The sequence below is a fragment of the Sphingobium sp. FW305-3-2-15-F-TSA7 genome (genome assembly GCF_058787155.1).
Window position 1 is genome coordinate 32269 of the sequence record NZ_JBYSZM010000034.1, and the last position, 17649, is coordinate 49917.

Consider the following 17649-nt stretch of genomic DNA (forward strand, 5'->3'; position numbering starts at 1 on the left):
TCGATGCTGCACGATTGACTCGCGCAATCATGCGCATACATTATGCGCATTCATCTGGAGAAACTCATGCGCAGATCCGCAGCTCAGAAGCGCGCGACAAATGTCTCCATCGACGCCGAACTGATCGACGAGGCCAAGCGGCTGAACGTCAACATCTCCCAGGCCTGCGAGCGCGGGCTAGAGGAGCAGGTCGCGAAGTCGCGCGCGGAAGCCTGGCTCGAGGCGAATCGCGAGGCGATCGAATCCTCCAATGCCTATGTGGAAAAGCACGGGTTGCCACTCGAACGCTATCGCCTGTTCTGATGGCCCGCTTCGACGTTCATCGTTCCCCAGGCGCTTCAGGCTTCCTGCTGGATTGCCAGGCCGATGTCCTGAGTGGCCTCAATACCCGCTTCGTCGTCCCGCTGCTCCCACCGGAGATCGCTCCGCTTGCGGGCGAACGGCTCAATCCGAGTTTCACGGTGGCCGGCGAGACCGTTATCATGGTCACGCAATTCGCATCCTCCGTCCCGTTGCGCGATCTCGGCTCACACGTCGAATCCTTGGCCAGTGAGCAGCCAGCGATCATGAATGCGATCGACATGCTGCTGACCGGCTATTGATGCCGCACCGCTCATCCGATCTCGACAGCCGCGCAGTCGCGGGGCATGAGTGCCGACGATGACCGCTCGGCGCATCCTTCTTATCGTTGGCGGCGGAATCGCGGCCTACAAGGCCTGCGAGCTGATCCGCCTGATCCGCAAGGCCGGCATGTCCGTGCGCTGCGTGCTGACCGAGGGCGGCGCGCATTTCGTAACGCCGATGACGCTGGCGGCACTCTCCGAACAACCCGTCCACACCAATCTCTTCGACCTCAAGGACGAGGCCGAGATGGGTCATATCCAATTGAGCCGCCAGGCCGACCTGATCGTGATCGCGCCCGCGACCGCCGATCTTCTCGCCAAGATGGCGGCGGGCATTTCCGACAGCCTTGCCACCACGCTGCTGCTCGCGACCGACAAGCCAGTGCTCGCGGTTCCGGCGATGAACGTCCGCATGTGGCAGCATGCCGCCACGCGCCGCAATGTGACGCAGTTGCGCGCGGACGGCGTGACGATCATCGAACCCGACGAAGGCCCGATGGCGTGCGGCGAGTACGGCCCAGGCCGCCTGCCCGATCCGCAGGCGATCATGGGCGCGATCCAGGCGCATTTTTCACGGAGCGACGCGCTTGCCGGCCGTCATATCCTCGTCACGGCGGGGCCGACGCATGAGCCGATCGACCCGGTCCGCTACATCGCCAACCGCTCGTCGGGGAAACAGGGCTTCGCCATCGCCGGTGCGCTCGCTGCTCTGGGCGCGCGCGTGACTTTGGTCGCAGGTCCGGTCACATTGCCGACGCCGCCGGGCGTGACACGCGTCGATGTCGAGACCGCGCGCGAGATGGCGGTGGCGGTCGATGCCGCGCTGCCCGCCGACGCCGCGGTGATGGTCGCCGCAGTGGCGGACTGGCACACCGAGGCGAGCCCGGAAAAGATCAAGAAGACCGGTGACGGCACGCCACCGACGCTGCGTTTCACCGAGAATCCCGACATATTGGCGACGCTTGCCGCCTCCCCCGCCCGCCCCCGCCTCGTCATCGGCTTCGCGGCGGAGACCGAGAAGCTGATCGAGCACGCAACCGCCAAGCGCGCGCGCAAAAAGGCCGACTGGATCGTCGCCAACGACGTGTCGGTCGATGTGATGGGCGGCGAGCGCAACAGCGTCCATATCGTCACCGCCGACGGCGTCGAAAGCTGGGAGACATTGCCCAAACAGGCGGTCGCCGATCGTCTGGCCGCGCGGATCGCCCAGGCGCTGGCATGAACCGCGACCTGTTGCTGCTGCGTCCGCTTGCCGCGCTCAGCGACCTAGCCCTGCTCATGGCGCGGCTGCTCACCGGCAGCTTCCTGATCCATGGCGTGCTCGACAATATCGCCAGCCGCGAGCGTATGGCCGAATTCGCCGGCTTCCTTGCCGCCAATGGCTTCGCCGCGCCTGACGTCATGGCGCCACTGTCGGTCTGGGCGCAGCTTGCGATCGGCATCGCGCTGATCCTGGGCCTGCTGACACGCTGGGCCGGGCTGCTGCTGGCCTTTAATTTCACGGTCGGCGTGGTGATGGTCCACCTGGCGCAGAGCTTCCGCGAGATCTGGCCCGCCGCGGTGCTGATCGCGCTCGGCCTGCTCTTCGCGACGCTCGGCGCCGGCCGTATCGCACTCGATCGATTGCTCGAAAGGAAATCATGACCATTACGATCGCGCTGAAGCGCCTGCCCCATGGCGAGGGCCTGCCCGTTCCTGCCTATGCGACCGAGCATGCCGCGGGCATGGACGTGGTCTCGGCCGAAGACGTGATCCTGCCCCCCGGCGGCCGCCATGCCGTCGCCACCGGCTTCGCCATGGCGATCCCGGCGGGTTATGAAGTGCAGGTGCGGCCACGCTCGGGCCTGGCGCTCAAGCACGGCATCTCGCTGCCCAATACCCCCGGCACGATCGACGCCGATTATCGCGGCGAATTGAAGATCATCATGATCAACCTGGGCACCGAGGCCTTCGCGATCGCACGCGGCGACCGCATCGCGCAGCTCGTCGCCGCGCCGGTCCAGCCCGCGATCTTCGCCGAAGTCGAGTCGCTCGACGAGACCGTACGCGGCGCCGGCGGCTTCGGTTCGACCGGAATACGCGGCTGACCGCCATGAACCTGTCCGACGAGGAGCTGGACCGCTACGCCCGCCACATCGTGCTCAAGCAGGTCGGGGGCACCGGTCAGGGCTTGCTCAAACAGGCGCGTGTCACCGTGGTCGGCGCGGGCGGAATCGGCTGTCCGGCGATCCAGTATCTCGCGGCGGCCGGGGTCGGCGCACTGACCATCATCGACGACGACCGGGTGAGCCTGGCCAATCTCCAACGCCAGACCTTGTTCACGACGGGCGATGTCGGCGCGCTGAAGGCCGAGCGCGCGGCCGATGCGGTCCGCGCACTCAATCCGCATGTCGAGGCGATTGCGAAAGTGGCGCGTATCACCGCCGCCAATGTCGGCGAACTGATCGCGGCAACCGATCTCGTGCTCGACGGATGCGACAATTTCGCGACGCGACTGGTGGTCTCCGATCATTGCACGCGTGCGTACATCCCGCTGGTTTCGGCAGCGATCGGCCAGTTCCAGGGGCAGATCGGCACGTTTCGCGGCTGGGAGGCGGACAAGCCCTGTTATCGCTGCTTCGTGGGCGATGCGCATGATCCCGACGATTGCGACAGCTGCGCCGAACAGGGTGTGCTCGGCGCGATGGCCGGGATGATGGGCAGCTTCGCCGCGATGGAAGCGATCCGTCATGTCACCGATTTCGGGCCCGATGCCGCAGGCAAGCTCCATATCTTCGATGGAATCACACCGATGATGCGGACGATCAAATTGCCCAAGGACCCGGCCTGCCGCACCTGTTCGACATGACCATGCTTGTCCGGAGATGCACGCACGCCGATCTGGACGATCTGATCGCGCTTCGCGAGGCGCTGTGGCCGTTCCTGAAGGACGAGCCCGACGACACCGAAGCGGCAGAGATGCTGTCGCGCGAGGATTTGGCGATCTTTCTCGTGATCGATGGGACCGGCGCCGCGATCGGCTTCGCCGAAGTCTCGCTGCGGCGCGATTATGTGAATGGCTGCGAGACATCGCCGGTCGGCTTTCTCGAAGGCATTTATGTCGATCCCGCCCACCGGCTGACGGGCGTCGCACGAGCGCTTTGCGACGCGGCGCAAGGCTGGGCGGCGGCGCAGGGCTGTACCGAGTTCGCATCCGATGCGCTGCTCGACAACGAGGCCAGCCATGCCATGCACGACGCGCTCGGCTTCGAGGAAACCGAACGCGTCGTTTACTTCCGCAAGACGTTGCCGGCGCAGTAAACGCCGGCCTCGCTGCTACTCGGCCTTCGCCTTCTTGGCAGGCGCCTTTTTCTTCGCCGGCGCCTTCTTGGCCGCGGGCTTCTTCTTGGCCTTGCCCTTGGCTGGAGCCGCCGCCGCGCGCGTATCGATCAGCTGTGCGGCTTCCTCCAGCGTCAGCGCATCCTTGTCGATCGTCTTGGGCAAGGTCGCATTGGTGGTGCCGTCGGTGACATAGGGCCCGAACCGGCCCTCCATCAGCTTGATCTCGAGCTCGGTGCGCGGATGCGCGCCGAGCACACGCAAAGGCTCACGCGAGCCACGCTGCGGACGCCCGCCGCCCGCCGCCGCCTCGGCCAGTTTCACAACCGCGGCGTTCATGCCCGTTTCGAACACTTCGGCAGTCGAGGTCAGCCGCGCATATTTCCCATCATGTGCGAGATATGGCCCATAACGCCCTATGCTTGCTGTGATCGGCTTGGCGGTCTCCGGATGGTCACCGACCGTGCGCGGCAATGAGAGCAGCCGCACCGCCCAGTCGAAATCGAGCTCGACATCCTTGGGGATCGACGCGCGCTTGGCTTCCTTGCCGTCGCCGAGCTGGACATAGGGGCCGAACCGGCCCGAGCGCTTGGAGACTTCGAGGCCAGTCTCCGGATCGCTGCCCAGCACTTCGGGTCCGGTATCGCCGCCCTGGTCGCCGCTGCCCCCCGCCTGCGCGAAGCGGCGGGTGTATTTGCATTCGGGATAGTTGGAGCAGGCGATGAACGCGCCGAAGCGGCCGCCACGCAAGGACAGCTTGCCTTCGCCGCAATTGGGGCAGAGCCGCGGATCGCTGCCATCCTCCTTATCGGGGAACAGCAAGGGCGCAAGGAACTGGTCGAGCGCCGCGGTGATGTCCGACGGCTTCTGTTCCATCACCTCGGCGGTGCGCGGCTTGAAATCGCGCCAGAATGCTTCGAGCACTTTCTGCCACTGCGCGCGGCCGCCCGAAATATCGTCGAGCTCGTCCTCGAGCCCGGCGGTATAATCATAACTCACATAGCGTTCGAAAAAGCGTTCGAGGAACGCCGTCACCAGCCGCCCGCTTTCCTCCGCGAAGAAGCGGTTCTTTTCCACCCGGACGTAGGAACGGTCCTTAAGCGTCTGCAGAGTCGACGCATAAGTAGACGGCCGGCCGATCCCCAGCTCTTCCATCTTCTTGACCAGGCTCGCTTCCGAATAGCGCGGCGGCGGCTGGGTGAAATGCTGTTCGGCATGGACCGCCTTCTTGGCCGGCGCATCGCCTTCGGACATGCGCGGCAGACGACGCGAATCCTCGTCGCCCTCATCGTCGCGGCCTTCCTCATACAGCGCGAGATAGCCGGGAAAGAGCACGACCTGCCCGGTCGCCCGCAGACCGGTCTGGCCGGTGCCGTCGGTGAGTTCGACGGTCGTGCGCTCCAGCCGCGCCGAGGCCATCTGGCTCGCCAGTGCCCGCTTCCAGATCAGGTCGTAAAGCCGGGCATGATCGCCCGAACCGAGCTTGTCCTTGGAGAAATCGGTCGGACGGATCGCTTCGTGGGCTTCCTGCGCGTTCTTAGCCTTGGCGGTATATTGGCGCGGCTTGTCGGGCACATAACTGCCGTCATACCGGTTGGCGATGGCGCCGCGTGCCGCGGAGATGGCACTGCCGTCCATCTGGACGCCGTCGGTCCGCATATAGGTGATCGCGCCATCCTCGTAGAGATTCTGCGCCACCCGCATGGTGTGGCTGGCGGAGAAGCCCAATTTGCGCGCCGCTTCCTGCTGCAGCGTCGAGGTGGTGAAGGGTGGCGGCGGATTGCGCGTGAGCGGCTTGGTCTCGACCGAGGCGGCACTGAACCGGCCCGATTCGACAGCCGCCTTGGCGGCCTCCGCGTCGCCCTGGTTGCCCAGCGTCAGCCGGTCGACCTTGTCACCCTTCCAGCGCGAGAGCCGCGCGACGAAGGACTGGCCGTCCTGCTCCATATCGGCAGTGACCGACCAATATTCCTGCGGGCGGAACAGTTCGATCTCCCGCTCGCGATCGACGACGAGCCGGAGCGCGACCGATTGCACGCGCCCCGCGGACTTGGCGCCGGGCAGCTTGCGCCACAACACCGGCGAGAGCGTGAAGCCGACCAGATAGTCGAGCGCGCGCCGGGCGCGATACGCATCGATCAGATCCTCGTCGAGTGCACGCGGCGCCTTCATCGCTTCGGTCACCGCCGCCTTGGTGATCGCGTTGAAGGTCACGCGCTCGACCTCCCTTGGCAGCGCCCTTTTCTGCCGCAGCACTTCCTGGACATGCCAGGAGATCGCCTCACCCTCGCGATCGGGGTCGGTCGCGAGGATCAGGCGATCGGCCTTCTTCGCCTCATCGGTGATCGCCTTGAGCTGCTTGCCCTTGTCGGCGTAATTCTCCCACTCCATCGCGAAGTCGGCATCGGGATCGACCGAGCCGTCCTTGGCGGGAAGGTCGCGAATGTGACCATAGGATGCGAGCACGCGAAAATCGCTGCCCAGATACTTCTCGATGGTTTTCGCCTTGGCGGGGGATTCGACGATGACAAGCTGCATGATGATCCTGATTCCACTCTCTACGCGTACGCGCGAGGGTGGGAAGCCTCAGGCGGTGCCGTCAAGCGCTTCCGTTCATCGCAGACTCGCCAGCCGCCCGACCAGCACCTCATTGGCATCGAACACCGCCTGTTTCGCGCCGGGAACATAAGTGCCGGGCCGCGCGGTGAAGGTGAATTTCTTCGAGCTGTTGGTGCCCACACCACCAAGCAGCCCGATCGCATTGCCGATGGCGTTGGATGTCTTCTCACCACCCGACATGGAATCCCGCTTGTCGAAGAAATCGCCGCCCACCGCGACGGGATCGGCCAGCGCCAAGGTCGCCGACTGGTAGTTCGGTCCGACCACGGTCAGTTTGGACTGATCGGGCAACAGCGCCAGGCTGCCCTTCACGCTCACCGCGGAAGACGACCGGAACCAGCCGCCATATTCGTCGCTATCGGCGAAATCGACATAGTAGATCGCGTTGACCACGTTGACGCCGGTTTCCTTGGCATAAGTGGTGGCGCCGTTCATGACCTGGGTGCCGCTCATGATCAGGCCCATCGCGCCGAAGCCGCTTGCCACGACATCGCCGGTGACGAGCTTGAGCGGCGCGGTCTGCGATGCGCTGACGAAGAGCACGTTCGCATTGTCGTCACGCCCCGTCCGCGTCGTCATTTCCTTGTTCCCGGGCTCGCCCTTCGCCTTGGCATAGGCAGGGTGCGCCGCGAGCGTGGCGCGATCGACGACCTCGAAGCCCGCCGCAACCAGTTTCGCCGCCAGATCGGCATGTGCCGCGTCCGCGATATCCTGCAGATCGGCCTGACTATAGCCGGCAAGCGTGCTGCGCACCGTCGAACGCCCGCCAAAGCCGCCGCCCATCAGGCCGCCGCCCGCCTTGGTCGAATCCTTGCGTTCGATCAGAAAGCCGACGGTGAACTGGCCGATGACGACCCGCTGCGTCCCCTTCACATTCTTGGCGGACGTCACCTTGACCGGATCCTTCGCCTTGGCGGCAAGCGCGGCGACGGGCATGGCAACCAGCACGAATACAGGCAGCAGTTTCGAGATGATATGAAAGGGCACGGCAATTTCCCCCGGAGGATTGCGCGACCCGGCGCGATGCTTAACGCCTTTTCAACCGAGATTCAAAGCACAAAGCATGGCCCGGCTTGCGGCGAGCGCATGATCGGCTTCAGGCCCCCCCCAGGCTGACCCTACCACCGGCATGCCGTTCGATCCGGCCGGCGAGTTCCAGTTCGAGCAGCACGGTCTGGACCGTGGCAGGCGATGTGCCCGACTGGCGGATGAGTTCGTCGACCGGCACCGGCGCATGGCCGAGCAGCGAGACGATCCGCGACCGGTCGCGATCCGCCACATCAGCATCGGCCGGCGGCGGCGCATAGGCTTCGCCCGGCTGGGCGAGGCGCATGCTGCCGATCGGGGTGATCGCCTCGATCACGTCGGCCGCCGACTGGATGAGCGTGGCACCCTCGCGGATCAGTCCGTTGCAGCCCTGCGCACGCGGATCGAGCGGCGATCCGGGCACCGCCATCACTTCGCGTCCGGCTTCGTTCGCAAGCCGTGCGGTGATCAGCGATCCCGAACGCGGTGCGGCCTCAACCACCACCGTGCCGAGCGCCATGCCGGCGATGATCCGGTTGCGGCTGGGGAAATGCCGCGCCAGCGGTTCGCGCCCCGGCGGCTGTTCGGCGATCAGCAGGCCGCGGCGCGCAATCTCCTCCTGCAGGCCCACATTCTCCGGCGGAAAGGCGATGTCGATTCCGCTCGCGATCACCGCGGCGGTTCCCGCATCGATCGAACCTTGATGCGCGGCAGTGTCGATTCCCCGCGCAAGACCGGAGACCACCAGCACACCGGCATCGCTCAACCCCTGGGCGAGTTGGCGCGCGAAGCGGCAGGCGGCGGCCGATGCGTTACGCGCGCCAACGATCGCCACAGTCCGCCGCGCGACCAGTGCGGGATCGCCGCGCACGATCAGCGCGGGCGGCGCGGTCTCGATCTCCCCCAGCAGCGGCGGATAAGGCGGCTGGCCGAGGAACAGATATTGTGCGCCCAGCCGCTCGACCGTGCGCATCTCCTGCTCGATCTCGGCCTGGCCGGCGATGCGCGGCGGACGCCCGCCGCCACGCGCGGCGAGATCGGGCAGCGCATCGAGCGCCGCCTGGGGCGTCCCGAAGCGTGCAAGCAGATGGCGATAGGTGACCGGTCCGATCTGGCCCGACCGGATCAGCCGGAGGCGCGCAAACCGGTCGTCGGCACGATCCGCGCCATCGGCTGCCATGTCAGGCGCGCCCGATCCTCGGCTCGGTCCCGGCCAGCAGCCGCTCGATATTGCCGCGATGCTTCCACAGCACGATCAGCGACAGCGCGAGGAAGAGCACGACCAGATCGAAACGCCCGAGCACCGCCGCGGTGACGGGCAAGAGGATTGCGGCGGACATGCCGCCGAGCGACGAGATGCGCGTCACGGCGATCGTCCCGATCCAGACCAGCGCGAAGACCAAAGCGTAGACTATGCTGCCCGTCAGCACGCTGAAGGCAAGCGCGATGCCGAACAATGTGGCGACGCCCTTGCCGCCGCGAAAGCGCAGCCAGACGGGGTAGACATGGCCGAGGAACGCGCCGACTGCCGCGAGCACCGCGAAATCGGGGCTGATGAAGGCGGCGATCAGCACCGCGGCAGCCCCCTTCGCCATGTCGAGCAGCAGGGTGAGTGCCGCCAGCCATTTGCGCCCGGTGCGCAGCACGTTGGTGGCGCCGATATTGCCCGATCCGATCGCGCGCAGATCGCCGGCACCGGCGATCCGGGTGAGGATCAGCCCGAAGGGAATCGAACCCATCAGATATCCGAGCAGCAACGCGGCTGCGGGTCCGATCCAGATGCTGAAGTCCAAATCCCGCCCCTTTCGCCCATAACATAGTGGATTGTGGCGTTGCCGCAATAAAGCCGATCAAGAGACAGGTCCATGACCACGGTGATCGATCCGCGCTTGCGCAAACCCGCGACCGGCCGGCTTCCACCGCTGTGCGCATGGTTCTAGAGGGGCGGTCATGGTCGATATGCGCCCCATCCTCTTCTTCGATTCGGGCGTGGGCGGTCTTTCCGTGCTCGCGCCCGCCCGCGCCCTGCTGGCCAGGGCGCCCTTCATCTATGTCGCTGACAATGGCGGTTTTCCCTATGGAACGCGCAGCGAAGCCGAAATCGCCGCGCGGGTGCCCGCGTTGCTCGGGCGCCTTGCCGAGCGCTACCGTCCGCGGCTGATCGTCATCGCCTGCAATACCGCATCGACAATCGCGCTTGCCCATGTCCGCTCGGCGCTCGACGTGCCGATCGTCGGCACGGTTCCGGCGATCAAACCCGCCGCCTTGCTGTCGAAGACCCGTGCGATCGGGGTGCTCGGCACCGATGCGACGATCCGCCAGCCCTATGTCGACCGGCTCGCCGCCGAGTTCGCGGCGGACTGCGCGGTCTTTCGCCACGGCTCCGCGGAACTGGTCACCGCCGCCGAGGCCAAATTGCGCGGCGGCACGCCCGACCCGGCCATCTTCGCGCGCGCCATTGCCGGGCTGACCGGACAACCGGGCGGCAGTGCCATCGACACGATCGTGCTCGCCTGTACCCATTTTCCGCTGGTCGAGGACGAGCTGGCTGCAGCCTCCCCTCACCCGATCGCCTTTGTCGATGGCGGCGAAGGCATTGCCCGGCGCATCGCCCATCTGACAGCTGGGCAGGATTGGCCCGATACGACGCCCGAAGGCGTGATGGTCTTCACTACCGCCGACTCCGCCAATGCCGCACTTGCCCCCGCATTGGCGCGATATGGGCTTATCCGCGTCGAGACGCTTTGACTAAGGTCTGGTTGACTGGGGCCTGGCCCTGGGACAATTTGACCGGGGCATTTACGTATGTTGCGAGCCGTTCTCGCTGGCCATAGCCGCATCGCGACGTTAAAGGCGGACCCGAGAGGCGGGCGCAGCGTCATCATTGGCTGAGGGGCCGGGACATTGGATTATCAGCGCGTTTTTACCCAGGCGATCGATCGGCTTCATGCCGAAGGGCGCTATCGCGTGTTCATCGACATCCTGCGCAACAAGGGCACGTTCCCCAATGCGCGCTGTTTCGCGGGCCATAACGGACCCAAGCCGATCACGGTCTGGTGCTCGAACGACTATCTCGCCATGGGCCAGCATCCCAAGGTGATCGCTGCGATGGAGGAAGCGCTCCACGACGTCGGCGCCGGATCGGGCGGCACGCGCAATATCGGCGGCAACACCCATTATCACATCGATCTCGAATATGAGCTTGCCGATCTGCACGGCAAGGAAGGCGCGCTGCTCTTCACGTCGGGCTATGTCTCGAACGAAGCGACATTGGCGACGCTCGGCAAATTGCTGCCCGGCTGCGTGATCTTCTCCGACGAGCTCAACCACGCCTCGATGATCGCGGGCATCCGCAACTCGGGCTGCGAAAAGCGCGTCTTCCGTCACAACGACCTCGAGCATCTCGAAGAATTGCTGGCGGCCGAGGACGAGGACACGCCCAAGCTGATCGCGTTCGAGAGCGTCTATTCGATGGACGGCGACGTCGCCCCGCTCCACGCAATCTGCGATCTCGCCGACAAATACAACGCGTTGACCTATCTCGACGAAGTCCATGCTGTCGGCATGTACGGTGTGCGCGGCGGCGGCATTTCCGAGCGCGACGACGCCGCGCACCGCATCACCATCATCGAAGGCACGCTGGGCAAGGCGTTCGGCGTGATGGGCGGCTATATCGCCGCCGACAAGATGATCGTCGACGTGATCCGCAGCTATGCGCCCGGCTTCATCTTCACCACCTCGCTTTCGCCCGTGCTCGTCGCCGGCGTACTCGCGGCGGTGCGCCACCTCAAGGCATCGAGCGTCGAGCGTGACGGCCAGCAGGCTGCGGCCGCGCAGTTGAAGGCGATGTTCGCCGAGGCCGGGCTGCCGGTGATGCCGTCGACGACGCATATCGTGCCGCTGATGGTCGGCGATCCCGTCCGCGCCAAGAAGATCAGCGATATCCTGCTCGCTGAATATGGCGTCTATGTGCAGCCGATCAATTATCCGACCGTGCCGCGCGGCACGGAGCGGTTGCGCTTCACCCCCGGCCCCGCGCACGACGAATCGATGATGCGCGACCTGACCAAGGCGCTGGTCGAGATCTGGGACCGGCTGGAGATGCGCAAAGCCGCCTAGGGCTGATGGCGCGTCACACCTCGGTACAAAGTTCACCGTCATTCCAGCAAAAGCTGGAATGACGGAGCGGAAGACGAATTAGCGTCTACAGATATCGCACCACCGCACGCGCCACATCGGCAAGCGCGCCGTGCCGTGCAGCCTGAGCAGCCTTGCTCTCCGCCAGATAGGCCGTGACCAGCACGGGCTTGCGCGCTGGCGGCCACAGGATCGCGACGTCGTTGGTCACGCCGTTTTCGCTCGCACCGGTCTTGTCGCCGACGCGCCAATCCGCCGGCAGCCCTGCGCGTATCCGCGTATCGCCCGTCTTGTTGGCGATCAGCCATTGCGTGACCTGTTCGCGCGATGCCGGCGCCAGCGCCTTGCCGGTCAGCACGGCACGCATCGACTGCAGCATCGCTTCCGGTGTGGTGGTGTCGCGCGGATCGCCCGGAATGGCCTCGCTCATCATCGGCTCGTTCCGGTCGAGCCGGGTGGCCGCGTCGCCCAGGCTGCGCAGGAAAGCGTTGAAGCCGGCAAGCCCGCCGACCGAAGGCAGCAACAGATTGGCCGCAGCATTGTCGCTGAGCGTGACTGTCGCCTCGCAGAGTTCGGCGACGGTGAGCGTGCCGCCGAAGCGTTTCTCGACCGCAGGCGAGTTGGGTACAAAATCGCTCTTGGCGATCGCCACGGGGCGATCGAGCCGCTCCTTGCCCTGTTCGACCCGCCGGAGCACGGCGGCCGCGAGCAGGAATTTGAAAGTGCTGCACATCGGAAACCGCTCGGCGCCGCGCCATGCGAACCAATAGCCGCTGCCCGTATCGAGAATCGCGACGCCCAGCCGCCCGCCGACGCCGGCCTCGATCCTTTTCATCTGCGCCGACAGCGCCTCGTTGAGCCCCGGATCGCGCCCGAGCGCGCGTACGAGTTGCGGCGTCAGCGCGGCCCCGACCGTCGCTGCCCCAAATCCGATCAATACATCCCGCCGTCCGATCATCGCTTACCTCCATCAATATCGACGGAAATTAGCGCTTGGAGCGCCACTCACAATCGATCATATCTCGGACGAGCCATAAGTTTTTCTGGGATCTAGGATGGATCGACCGCATTTACCGCTCAACGCGCTGCGCGCCTTCGAGGCCGCGGCACGGCACCTCAGCCTCACTCGCGCCGGCCTCGAACTGCGCGTCAGCCAGGCCGCGGTCAGCCATCAGGTCAACGGGCTGGAGCAGCGGCTGGGCGTTCCGCTGTTCCGCCGCCTGCCACGCGGCCTCGCGCTCACCGACGAGGGCGCGGCGCTGGTGCCGGTGCTGGCGGAAAGCTTCGACCGGATCTCGGCGGTGCTCGATCGTTATGCGGGCGGGCGGATGCGCGAAGTGCTGACGCTGGGCGTGGTCGGCACCTTCGCCACCGGCTGGCTGCTGCCGCGTCTCTCCGCCTTCGCGACCGCCCATCCCTTTGTCGATCTACGGCTGCTGACCAACAACAATCGCGTCGACCTGGCGGGGGACGGGCTCGATTATGCCATCCGCTTCGGCGACGGCGCATGGCATGGCGTAGAGGCAGATCGGCTGATGACGGCGCCGCTGACGCCGATGTGCGCGCCGGCCGTGGCGCAGCGGCTGGGCCATCCGGGCGACCTTGCCGGTGAGGCGCTGCTGCGATCCTATCGCCCCGACGAATGGCCGCTCTGGTTCGAGATCGCGCAAACGCCCTGCCCGCCGCTTCATGGACCGATGTTCGATTCCTCGGTGACGACCGCCGCCGCCGCCATCGCGGGCGCCGGCGTCGCGCTACTGCCCGCGCGCATGTTCGAGGATGCGCTCGACCAGGGGCGGCTCGTCCGTCCCTTCCCTCAGGACGTCGAGACCGGCGCCTATTGGCTGACCCGTCTCAAGACGCGTAAACCGGGCGAGGCGATGCGCGCATTCCGCGACTGGCTGATCGAAGCGTGCGCGTAAAGCTTACCGTCCTTTTGGCCGCCGCAAGACCGCGCTCCAGGCATAGCCGCGATGGAGCGGTTTGAAATCGAGGACCAGCCCGCGATCCTCGGCCAGCGTCGCCAGGATGACCCGCAGATCGGCGCGCGGCCGGACGGAGAAGCGCGCAAGCCAGGCGAACAGCATCGCGCGCCACCAGCGCGGCAACCGCTCCTGCTGCCCGAAATCGACGATATGGATCGCACCGCCGGGTGCGAGCACGTCGATCGCCGCCGAGATCGCTTCGCGCCAGCCGGGGATCATCGAGAGCGTGTAGGAAAAGAAGATACGATCGAAATCCTTGCGGCCGAACATCGCTTTCGCATCGAACCCCGTCGCGTCACCCTGCGCCAGCTTGACCCGGCTCGACAGCCCGGCACGACGCACCGATGCACTCGCGGTTTCGAGCATCGCACGCGAGATATCGAAACCGTGCAGCCGCGCCTGCGGCCAGGCCCGCGCCGCCGCGATCAGGTTGCGCCCGGTGCCGCAACCGACTTCAAGCACCGCGCCCTTTGGCGGCGGGCGCAGTCCAGCGATCAGCCGGTCGCGGCCGAGCAGATAATATTTGCGGGTCAGGTCGTAGACGTGGCGCTGGGTCCGGTAGATGGCATCCATATGGTCCGCGGTGGACGCCGCGACTGGCCCCATCAGGCGGCGCCCTTCAGCACATAGAGGTGGACTCCGCCATAGATTGACGAACGATCGCGCCGTGTGAAATCGCGCGAAGCGGCCTCCTCATAGTGCCAGCGATCGAGAATGGCGTCGGGCACACGGCCGGGCAGCAGGGTCGGTTCGGCCGCCGTCCGGAAGAGCACGCGCGAACCGGGCTTCGCGGTGCGCGTGATCTCGCTCCACAGCGTGGTGAGCTGCGCGTCGGTCATCCAGTCCTGCGCGTCGAGCAGGACGTAGCGATCAAGGCTGGCATCGCCATTCTCGCGCAGGAAATCAACGAAATTGGCGTGGCGGACATCGACCCGGTCGACGCGCGACACCACCGCCTCGTAATTGGCAGCCTCCAGATAGGGCGGCACCGACGCGCCCGGCGCCTTGCCATAGCCCTTGCCGAAGGCCTGCCAGGCGAAATAGTTGGAGCCGATATCGAAATCGCAGGCGAGCTTCTCCAGCCGCTCGCGCAGCACCAGCGCCATATCCTTGCCGCCGGCGAGCACTTCATATTGCGCGGGCGGGATGCCCAGGCCGAACAGCGACGCGGGATTGCTGGTCAGCCAGCGGATGAACCGCCGGTCGAACACCGGCGCGAAATGCGCGTCGAAGATCACGCGCTGTTCCTCGATCGAACCGGCCTCGAGCAATTGCCGGGGATCGACGCCGTAAAGCTTGGCGAGCAGATGTGCGACGTCGATGAAATTGCCGAGCAGGCCCCGGCGGTAAAAATTACGCGCGAATCCACCGATCCGGCGCCGGCCGATCATGTCGCGCCCTTCCCAATAGCGACGCGACGTCTCGTCGAGATACGGGGCGACATGCTGCTTATAGGCCGTGACGTTCTCGCGGCGGTCGGCATCGCCGAAAAAGCGGTAGAAGCTGCCATGATCGGGCAGCCGTCGCGCCGCAGCCAGCTTGAGCCGGTTGAGCGCGATGTGGGCGGTGTTGAGATCGACGGCGGTGATCCGCGCCGGATTGGCGGTCAGATAGGACAGCACGTTGCAGCCACCGCTGGCGATCGTCACCAGATGCGTATCGGGGCCGAGCTGGAGCGCCTCCAGATCGACGACGGGATCTTCCCAGATCTGCGCATAGACCAGTCCGCGAAAGGCGAAGGTGAAGGCGCGTTCGAGCAGTCCTTGCTTCGAAAGCTGGCCATGCTGGAGGACCGCATCGCGCACGCGATGATTGGATCCCGGTTTCGTGTCGGTGATTGCGGCGCTCGCCATGGTGCGTCCCCTGCCCGGTTTCGGAGCGCTTAGCCGCGCGCCGTGACGACATGGTGACGATTTGGCGAAGGATCCGAGACGGTGCGCCTCAGCGATCCTCGCGTAACGCGGGCAGCACCGCGAGCAGGAGGACGCCCGCAACCGCGATCAGCGCGGCGCCGGCCGACAGCGGCACCAGCCCCCGCTCGATGAACGGCGCGACACAGGCGGTGCCCAGCGAGGTGATCAGCAGGATCGCGACGATCACCAGTGCCGCGCCGCGCGCATCGTCCCCCCTCGCCGCGACCACGGCGCGATGGAAGCCGGGCGGTCCGCGCAGTCCCAACCCGACATTGAACAGTAGGAAGATCGCGGTCACGCTCACCGTGTTCACACCACCCGCCAGCGCATAGCCCAGCATCGCGACGCCGCCCGCCGCCGAGATCGCATTGCCGGTCAGGATCATCTGCTCCGCGCCGAAACGGCGGGCCAGCGTGCCGGCCAGGTTGGATGCGACGACGAAGCAGGCGATGCCGCTGATCTGCATCGCGATGAAATCGCCGATGCTGCCGCCCATTGCCATGGTGAAGACGGTAGGCGCGCCGAACACGAAGACGAGCAACGCACCCAGCGTGCAGGCATGGCTCAACGCATAACGCATGAACACCGGATCGCCGATCAGGCGCAGATAGCCCCCACCATTCCGGCTCGCCGCGGGCCTCGGCAGATGGCGATGGCGCAGCATGGTGATCGCCGCGAGGATGACGCCCAGTGCTGCGAGCACATCGAAGCTCGCGCGCCAGCCCCACAGGCCGAGCAGCCACAGCCCGACCAGCGGCGCAAGCGCGGGCACGAGCGATTCGATGCTGCCGAGCAGCCCGAGCGCGCCGACCGCGCGGGCATCGCCATAAAGCAGACGCAACAATCCGGGCGCGAAGACCGCCGCCGCCGCCCCGGCCGCGCCCTGTACGAAGCGCAGCGCGATCAGCATGTCGAGCGACGGGCTGAACCCGCACAGCAACGAGACCAGCCCATAGGTCAGCAACGAAGCCGCCAGCAGCCGGCGCTGGTCGAACCGGGCGCCGAGTTCGCCGAAGAGCAGCAACCCGGCCGCGGCGCCCGCGGTGAAACTGGCGAGCACCAACTGGGCGCGCGGTAAATCCCCGCCCAGGATCGCCGGCAGGCCGGGCACCGCGGGCAGGATCAGGTCGGTCCCGGCGATACCGATGACCGTGCCGCTGACGATCAACAGGAAGGCGCCGGCATGGCGGCTGGAAATCGTGCTCATTCGCCCGGTCTAGCCATGGCAGTACGCGCAGCAACGCATAAATTATGCGTCAGTCGAGAGTCTCTACCAGCCGCGCGGCGGTACCATCGGACAGGATGAAGCGTGTCCAGCGACAGCGGCTCGGGCGAACGGGCACGACATCCGACCCGTTCGATCCCGTCGCCATCTCGACCGGCGCAACCGCAGGTTTTTCGCGCCAACCCAGGGCAGGCAGCCTTGCCTCCATTGCCGCCAGCTCCTCGGTGATGAAGGGCCAGAGCGACTGGCCGATCATCGCGTCGGGCGCGCAACCGAAACCCCGCGCCCGCGCCGGGGACAAGGCAAGCAGCCGATGGCTGAGATCGCAGATCAGATGCAGGGCACGCGGGCTTTCGCCCACCAGCCCCGCCAGCACGCGATCGGCCCCGGCATCGAGCCGCGCCGCGAGCAGTGCCTCCACCCTGGCGCGCTCGGCGGGCTCCATCGCCTGCAGCCCCGATTCCCAGCGCGACACCGTCGACTGCGCCACGCCGAAGCGTTCGGCGACGTCCGATTGCTTGACGCGGTGGAGCACCCGCCAGCGCCTGAGCGCACGGCCAAGCGGCGCCTGTGGCAGCAGCATCGCGCCGGGCATGGAGACTCGCTGACCCATGGCGATTGTGTAGCGCGAGACTTGCGGGGGTGAAACGGAGTACCCTCAACCGTTCGTCCCGAGCCCTTCGACTGCCTGCCAAGGCAGGCGCTCAGGATGAACTTCTCCGCTCTGCGGAGAAGTCGAGGGACGTGGTGCGGGTCTCAGCGTCCCTCGACTTCGCTCGGGACGAACGGGTTTGAGTCAGTCG

General features: G+C 66.2%; 19 protein-coding genes. 10 read left to right on the forward strand and 9 right to left on the reverse strand.

Features of this window, described 5'->3' with window-relative positions:
- The first annotated feature begins 66 nt into the window (after positions 1-66).
- From AC3WN8_RS23265 to aac(6'), 7 genes are read left to right on the forward strand one after another with little or no spacing between them, the layout of a single operon-like run.
- A complete protein-coding gene (locus AC3WN8_RS23265; protein ID WP_492671875.1) occupies positions 67-303 on the forward strand; it encodes a type II toxin-antitoxin system CcdA family antitoxin in 237 nt (78 codons plus the stop codon).
- Positions 303-602, forward strand: coding sequence for a CcdB family protein (locus tag AC3WN8_RS23270; protein WP_492671876.1), 300 nt, complete (start codon positions 303-305; stop codon positions 600-602). Before AC3WN8_RS23265 ends, AC3WN8_RS23270 begins: the two co-directional genes overlap by 1 nt.
- A gap of 58 nt (positions 603-660) precedes the next feature.
- Positions 661-1845: a bifunctional phosphopantothenoylcysteine decarboxylase/phosphopantothenate--cysteine ligase CoaBC gene (coaBC, locus tag AC3WN8_RS23275; protein ID WP_492671877.1), complete on the forward strand. Its 1185-nt coding sequence runs from the start codon at positions 661-663 to the stop codon at positions 1843-1845.
- The gene (locus AC3WN8_RS23280) at positions 1842-2267 is read left to right on the forward strand and encodes a DoxX family protein (protein ID WP_492671878.1); all 426 of its coding nucleotides are present in this window, start codon (positions 1842-1844) and stop codon (positions 2265-2267) included. Before coaBC ends, AC3WN8_RS23280 begins: the two co-directional genes overlap by 4 nt.
- Complete coding sequence (dut, locus tag AC3WN8_RS23285; protein ID WP_492671879.1) at positions 2264-2710, forward strand: dUTP diphosphatase; 447 nt, start codon at positions 2264-2266, stop codon at positions 2708-2710. Before AC3WN8_RS23280 ends, dut begins: the two co-directional genes overlap by 4 nt.
- A 5-nt stretch (positions 2711-2715) precedes the next feature.
- Positions 2716-3471 (forward strand): HesA/MoeB/ThiF family protein, encoded by a 756-nt coding sequence (locus tag AC3WN8_RS23290; RefSeq protein ID WP_492671880.1) that lies wholly within the window; start codon positions 2716-2718, stop codon positions 3469-3471.
- Between the two features lie 2 nt (positions 3472-3473).
- On the forward strand, positions 3474-3923 hold the full coding sequence (gene aac(6'), locus AC3WN8_RS23295; RefSeq protein ID WP_492671932.1) for an aminoglycoside 6'-N-acetyltransferase: 450 nt from the start codon (positions 3474-3476) through the stop codon (positions 3921-3923).
- A gap of 15 nt (positions 3924-3938) precedes the next feature.
- Here aac(6') and topA read toward each other — a convergent pair whose 3' ends face one another.
- The 4 genes from topA to plsY form a co-directional block, all read right to left on the reverse strand.
- Positions 3939-6479: a type I DNA topoisomerase gene (topA, locus tag AC3WN8_RS23300; protein WP_492671881.1), complete on the reverse strand. Its 2541-nt coding sequence runs from the start codon at positions 6477-6479 to the stop codon at positions 3939-3941.
- 75 nt (positions 6480-6554) lie between these two features.
- A complete protein-coding gene (locus AC3WN8_RS23305) occupies positions 6555-7547 on the reverse strand; it encodes a hypothetical protein (protein ID WP_492671882.1) in 993 nt (330 codons plus the stop codon).
- 109 nt (positions 7548-7656) lie between these two features.
- The gene (dprA, locus tag AC3WN8_RS23310) at positions 7657-8766 is read right to left on the reverse strand and encodes a DNA-processing protein DprA (protein WP_492671883.1); all 1110 of its coding nucleotides are present in this window, start codon (positions 8764-8766) and stop codon (positions 7657-7659) included.
- Between the two features lies 1 nt (position 8767).
- Positions 8768-9361 (reverse strand): glycerol-3-phosphate 1-O-acyltransferase PlsY, encoded by a 594-nt coding sequence (gene plsY, locus AC3WN8_RS23315; RefSeq protein ID WP_492671933.1) that lies wholly within the window; start codon positions 9359-9361, stop codon positions 8768-8770.
- A gap of 175 nt (positions 9362-9536) precedes the next feature.
- Here plsY and murI point away from each other — a divergent pair, with 175 nt between their 5' ends.
- Both murI and hemA read left to right on the forward strand, forming a co-directional pair.
- On the forward strand, positions 9537-10334 hold the full coding sequence (gene murI / locus AC3WN8_RS23320; protein WP_492671884.1) for a glutamate racemase: 798 nt from the start codon (positions 9537-9539) through the stop codon (positions 10332-10334).
- Between the two features lie 156 nt (positions 10335-10490).
- Positions 10491-11705: a 5-aminolevulinate synthase gene (gene hemA / locus AC3WN8_RS23325; protein ID WP_492671885.1), complete on the forward strand. Its 1215-nt coding sequence runs from the start codon at positions 10491-10493 to the stop codon at positions 11703-11705.
- Positions 11706-11790: 85 nt separating this feature from the next.
- Here hemA and bla read toward each other — a convergent pair whose 3' ends face one another.
- Positions 11791-12681 (reverse strand): class A beta-lactamase, encoded by an 891-nt coding sequence (gene bla / locus AC3WN8_RS23330; protein WP_492671886.1) that lies wholly within the window; start codon positions 12679-12681, stop codon positions 11791-11793.
- Between the two features lie 97 nt (positions 12682-12778).
- Here bla and AC3WN8_RS23335 point away from each other — a divergent pair, with 97 nt between their 5' ends.
- Positions 12779-13645, forward strand: a complete 867-nt coding sequence (locus AC3WN8_RS23335; RefSeq protein WP_492671887.1) for a LysR substrate-binding domain-containing protein — start codon at positions 12779-12781, stop codon at positions 13643-13645.
- Between the two features lie 3 nt (positions 13646-13648).
- Here the strand turns inward: AC3WN8_RS23335 and AC3WN8_RS23340 are convergent, their stop codons facing one another.
- From AC3WN8_RS23340 to AC3WN8_RS23355, 4 genes are all read right to left on the reverse strand, one after another.
- On the reverse strand, positions 13649-14314 hold the full coding sequence (locus tag AC3WN8_RS23340) for a class I SAM-dependent methyltransferase (protein ID WP_492671888.1): 666 nt from the start codon (positions 14312-14314) through the stop codon (positions 13649-13651).
- Positions 14314-15561, reverse strand: coding sequence for a BtaA family protein (locus AC3WN8_RS23345; protein WP_492671889.1), 1248 nt, complete (start codon positions 15559-15561; stop codon positions 14314-14316). The genes AC3WN8_RS23340 and AC3WN8_RS23345 overlap by 1 nt, the downstream gene beginning before the upstream one ends.
- An 88-nt stretch (positions 15562-15649) precedes the next feature.
- Positions 15650-16828 carry an MFS transporter gene (locus AC3WN8_RS23350; protein WP_492671890.1) on the reverse strand — a complete coding sequence of 393 codons (1179 nt, stop codon included), beginning with the start codon at positions 16826-16828 and terminating at the stop codon, positions 15650-15652.
- Positions 16829-16877: 49 nt separating this feature from the next.
- Complete coding sequence (locus AC3WN8_RS23355) at positions 16878-17441, reverse strand: helix-turn-helix domain-containing protein (protein ID WP_492671891.1); 564 nt, start codon at positions 17439-17441, stop codon at positions 16878-16880.
- Positions 17442-17649: the final 208 nt, after the last annotated feature.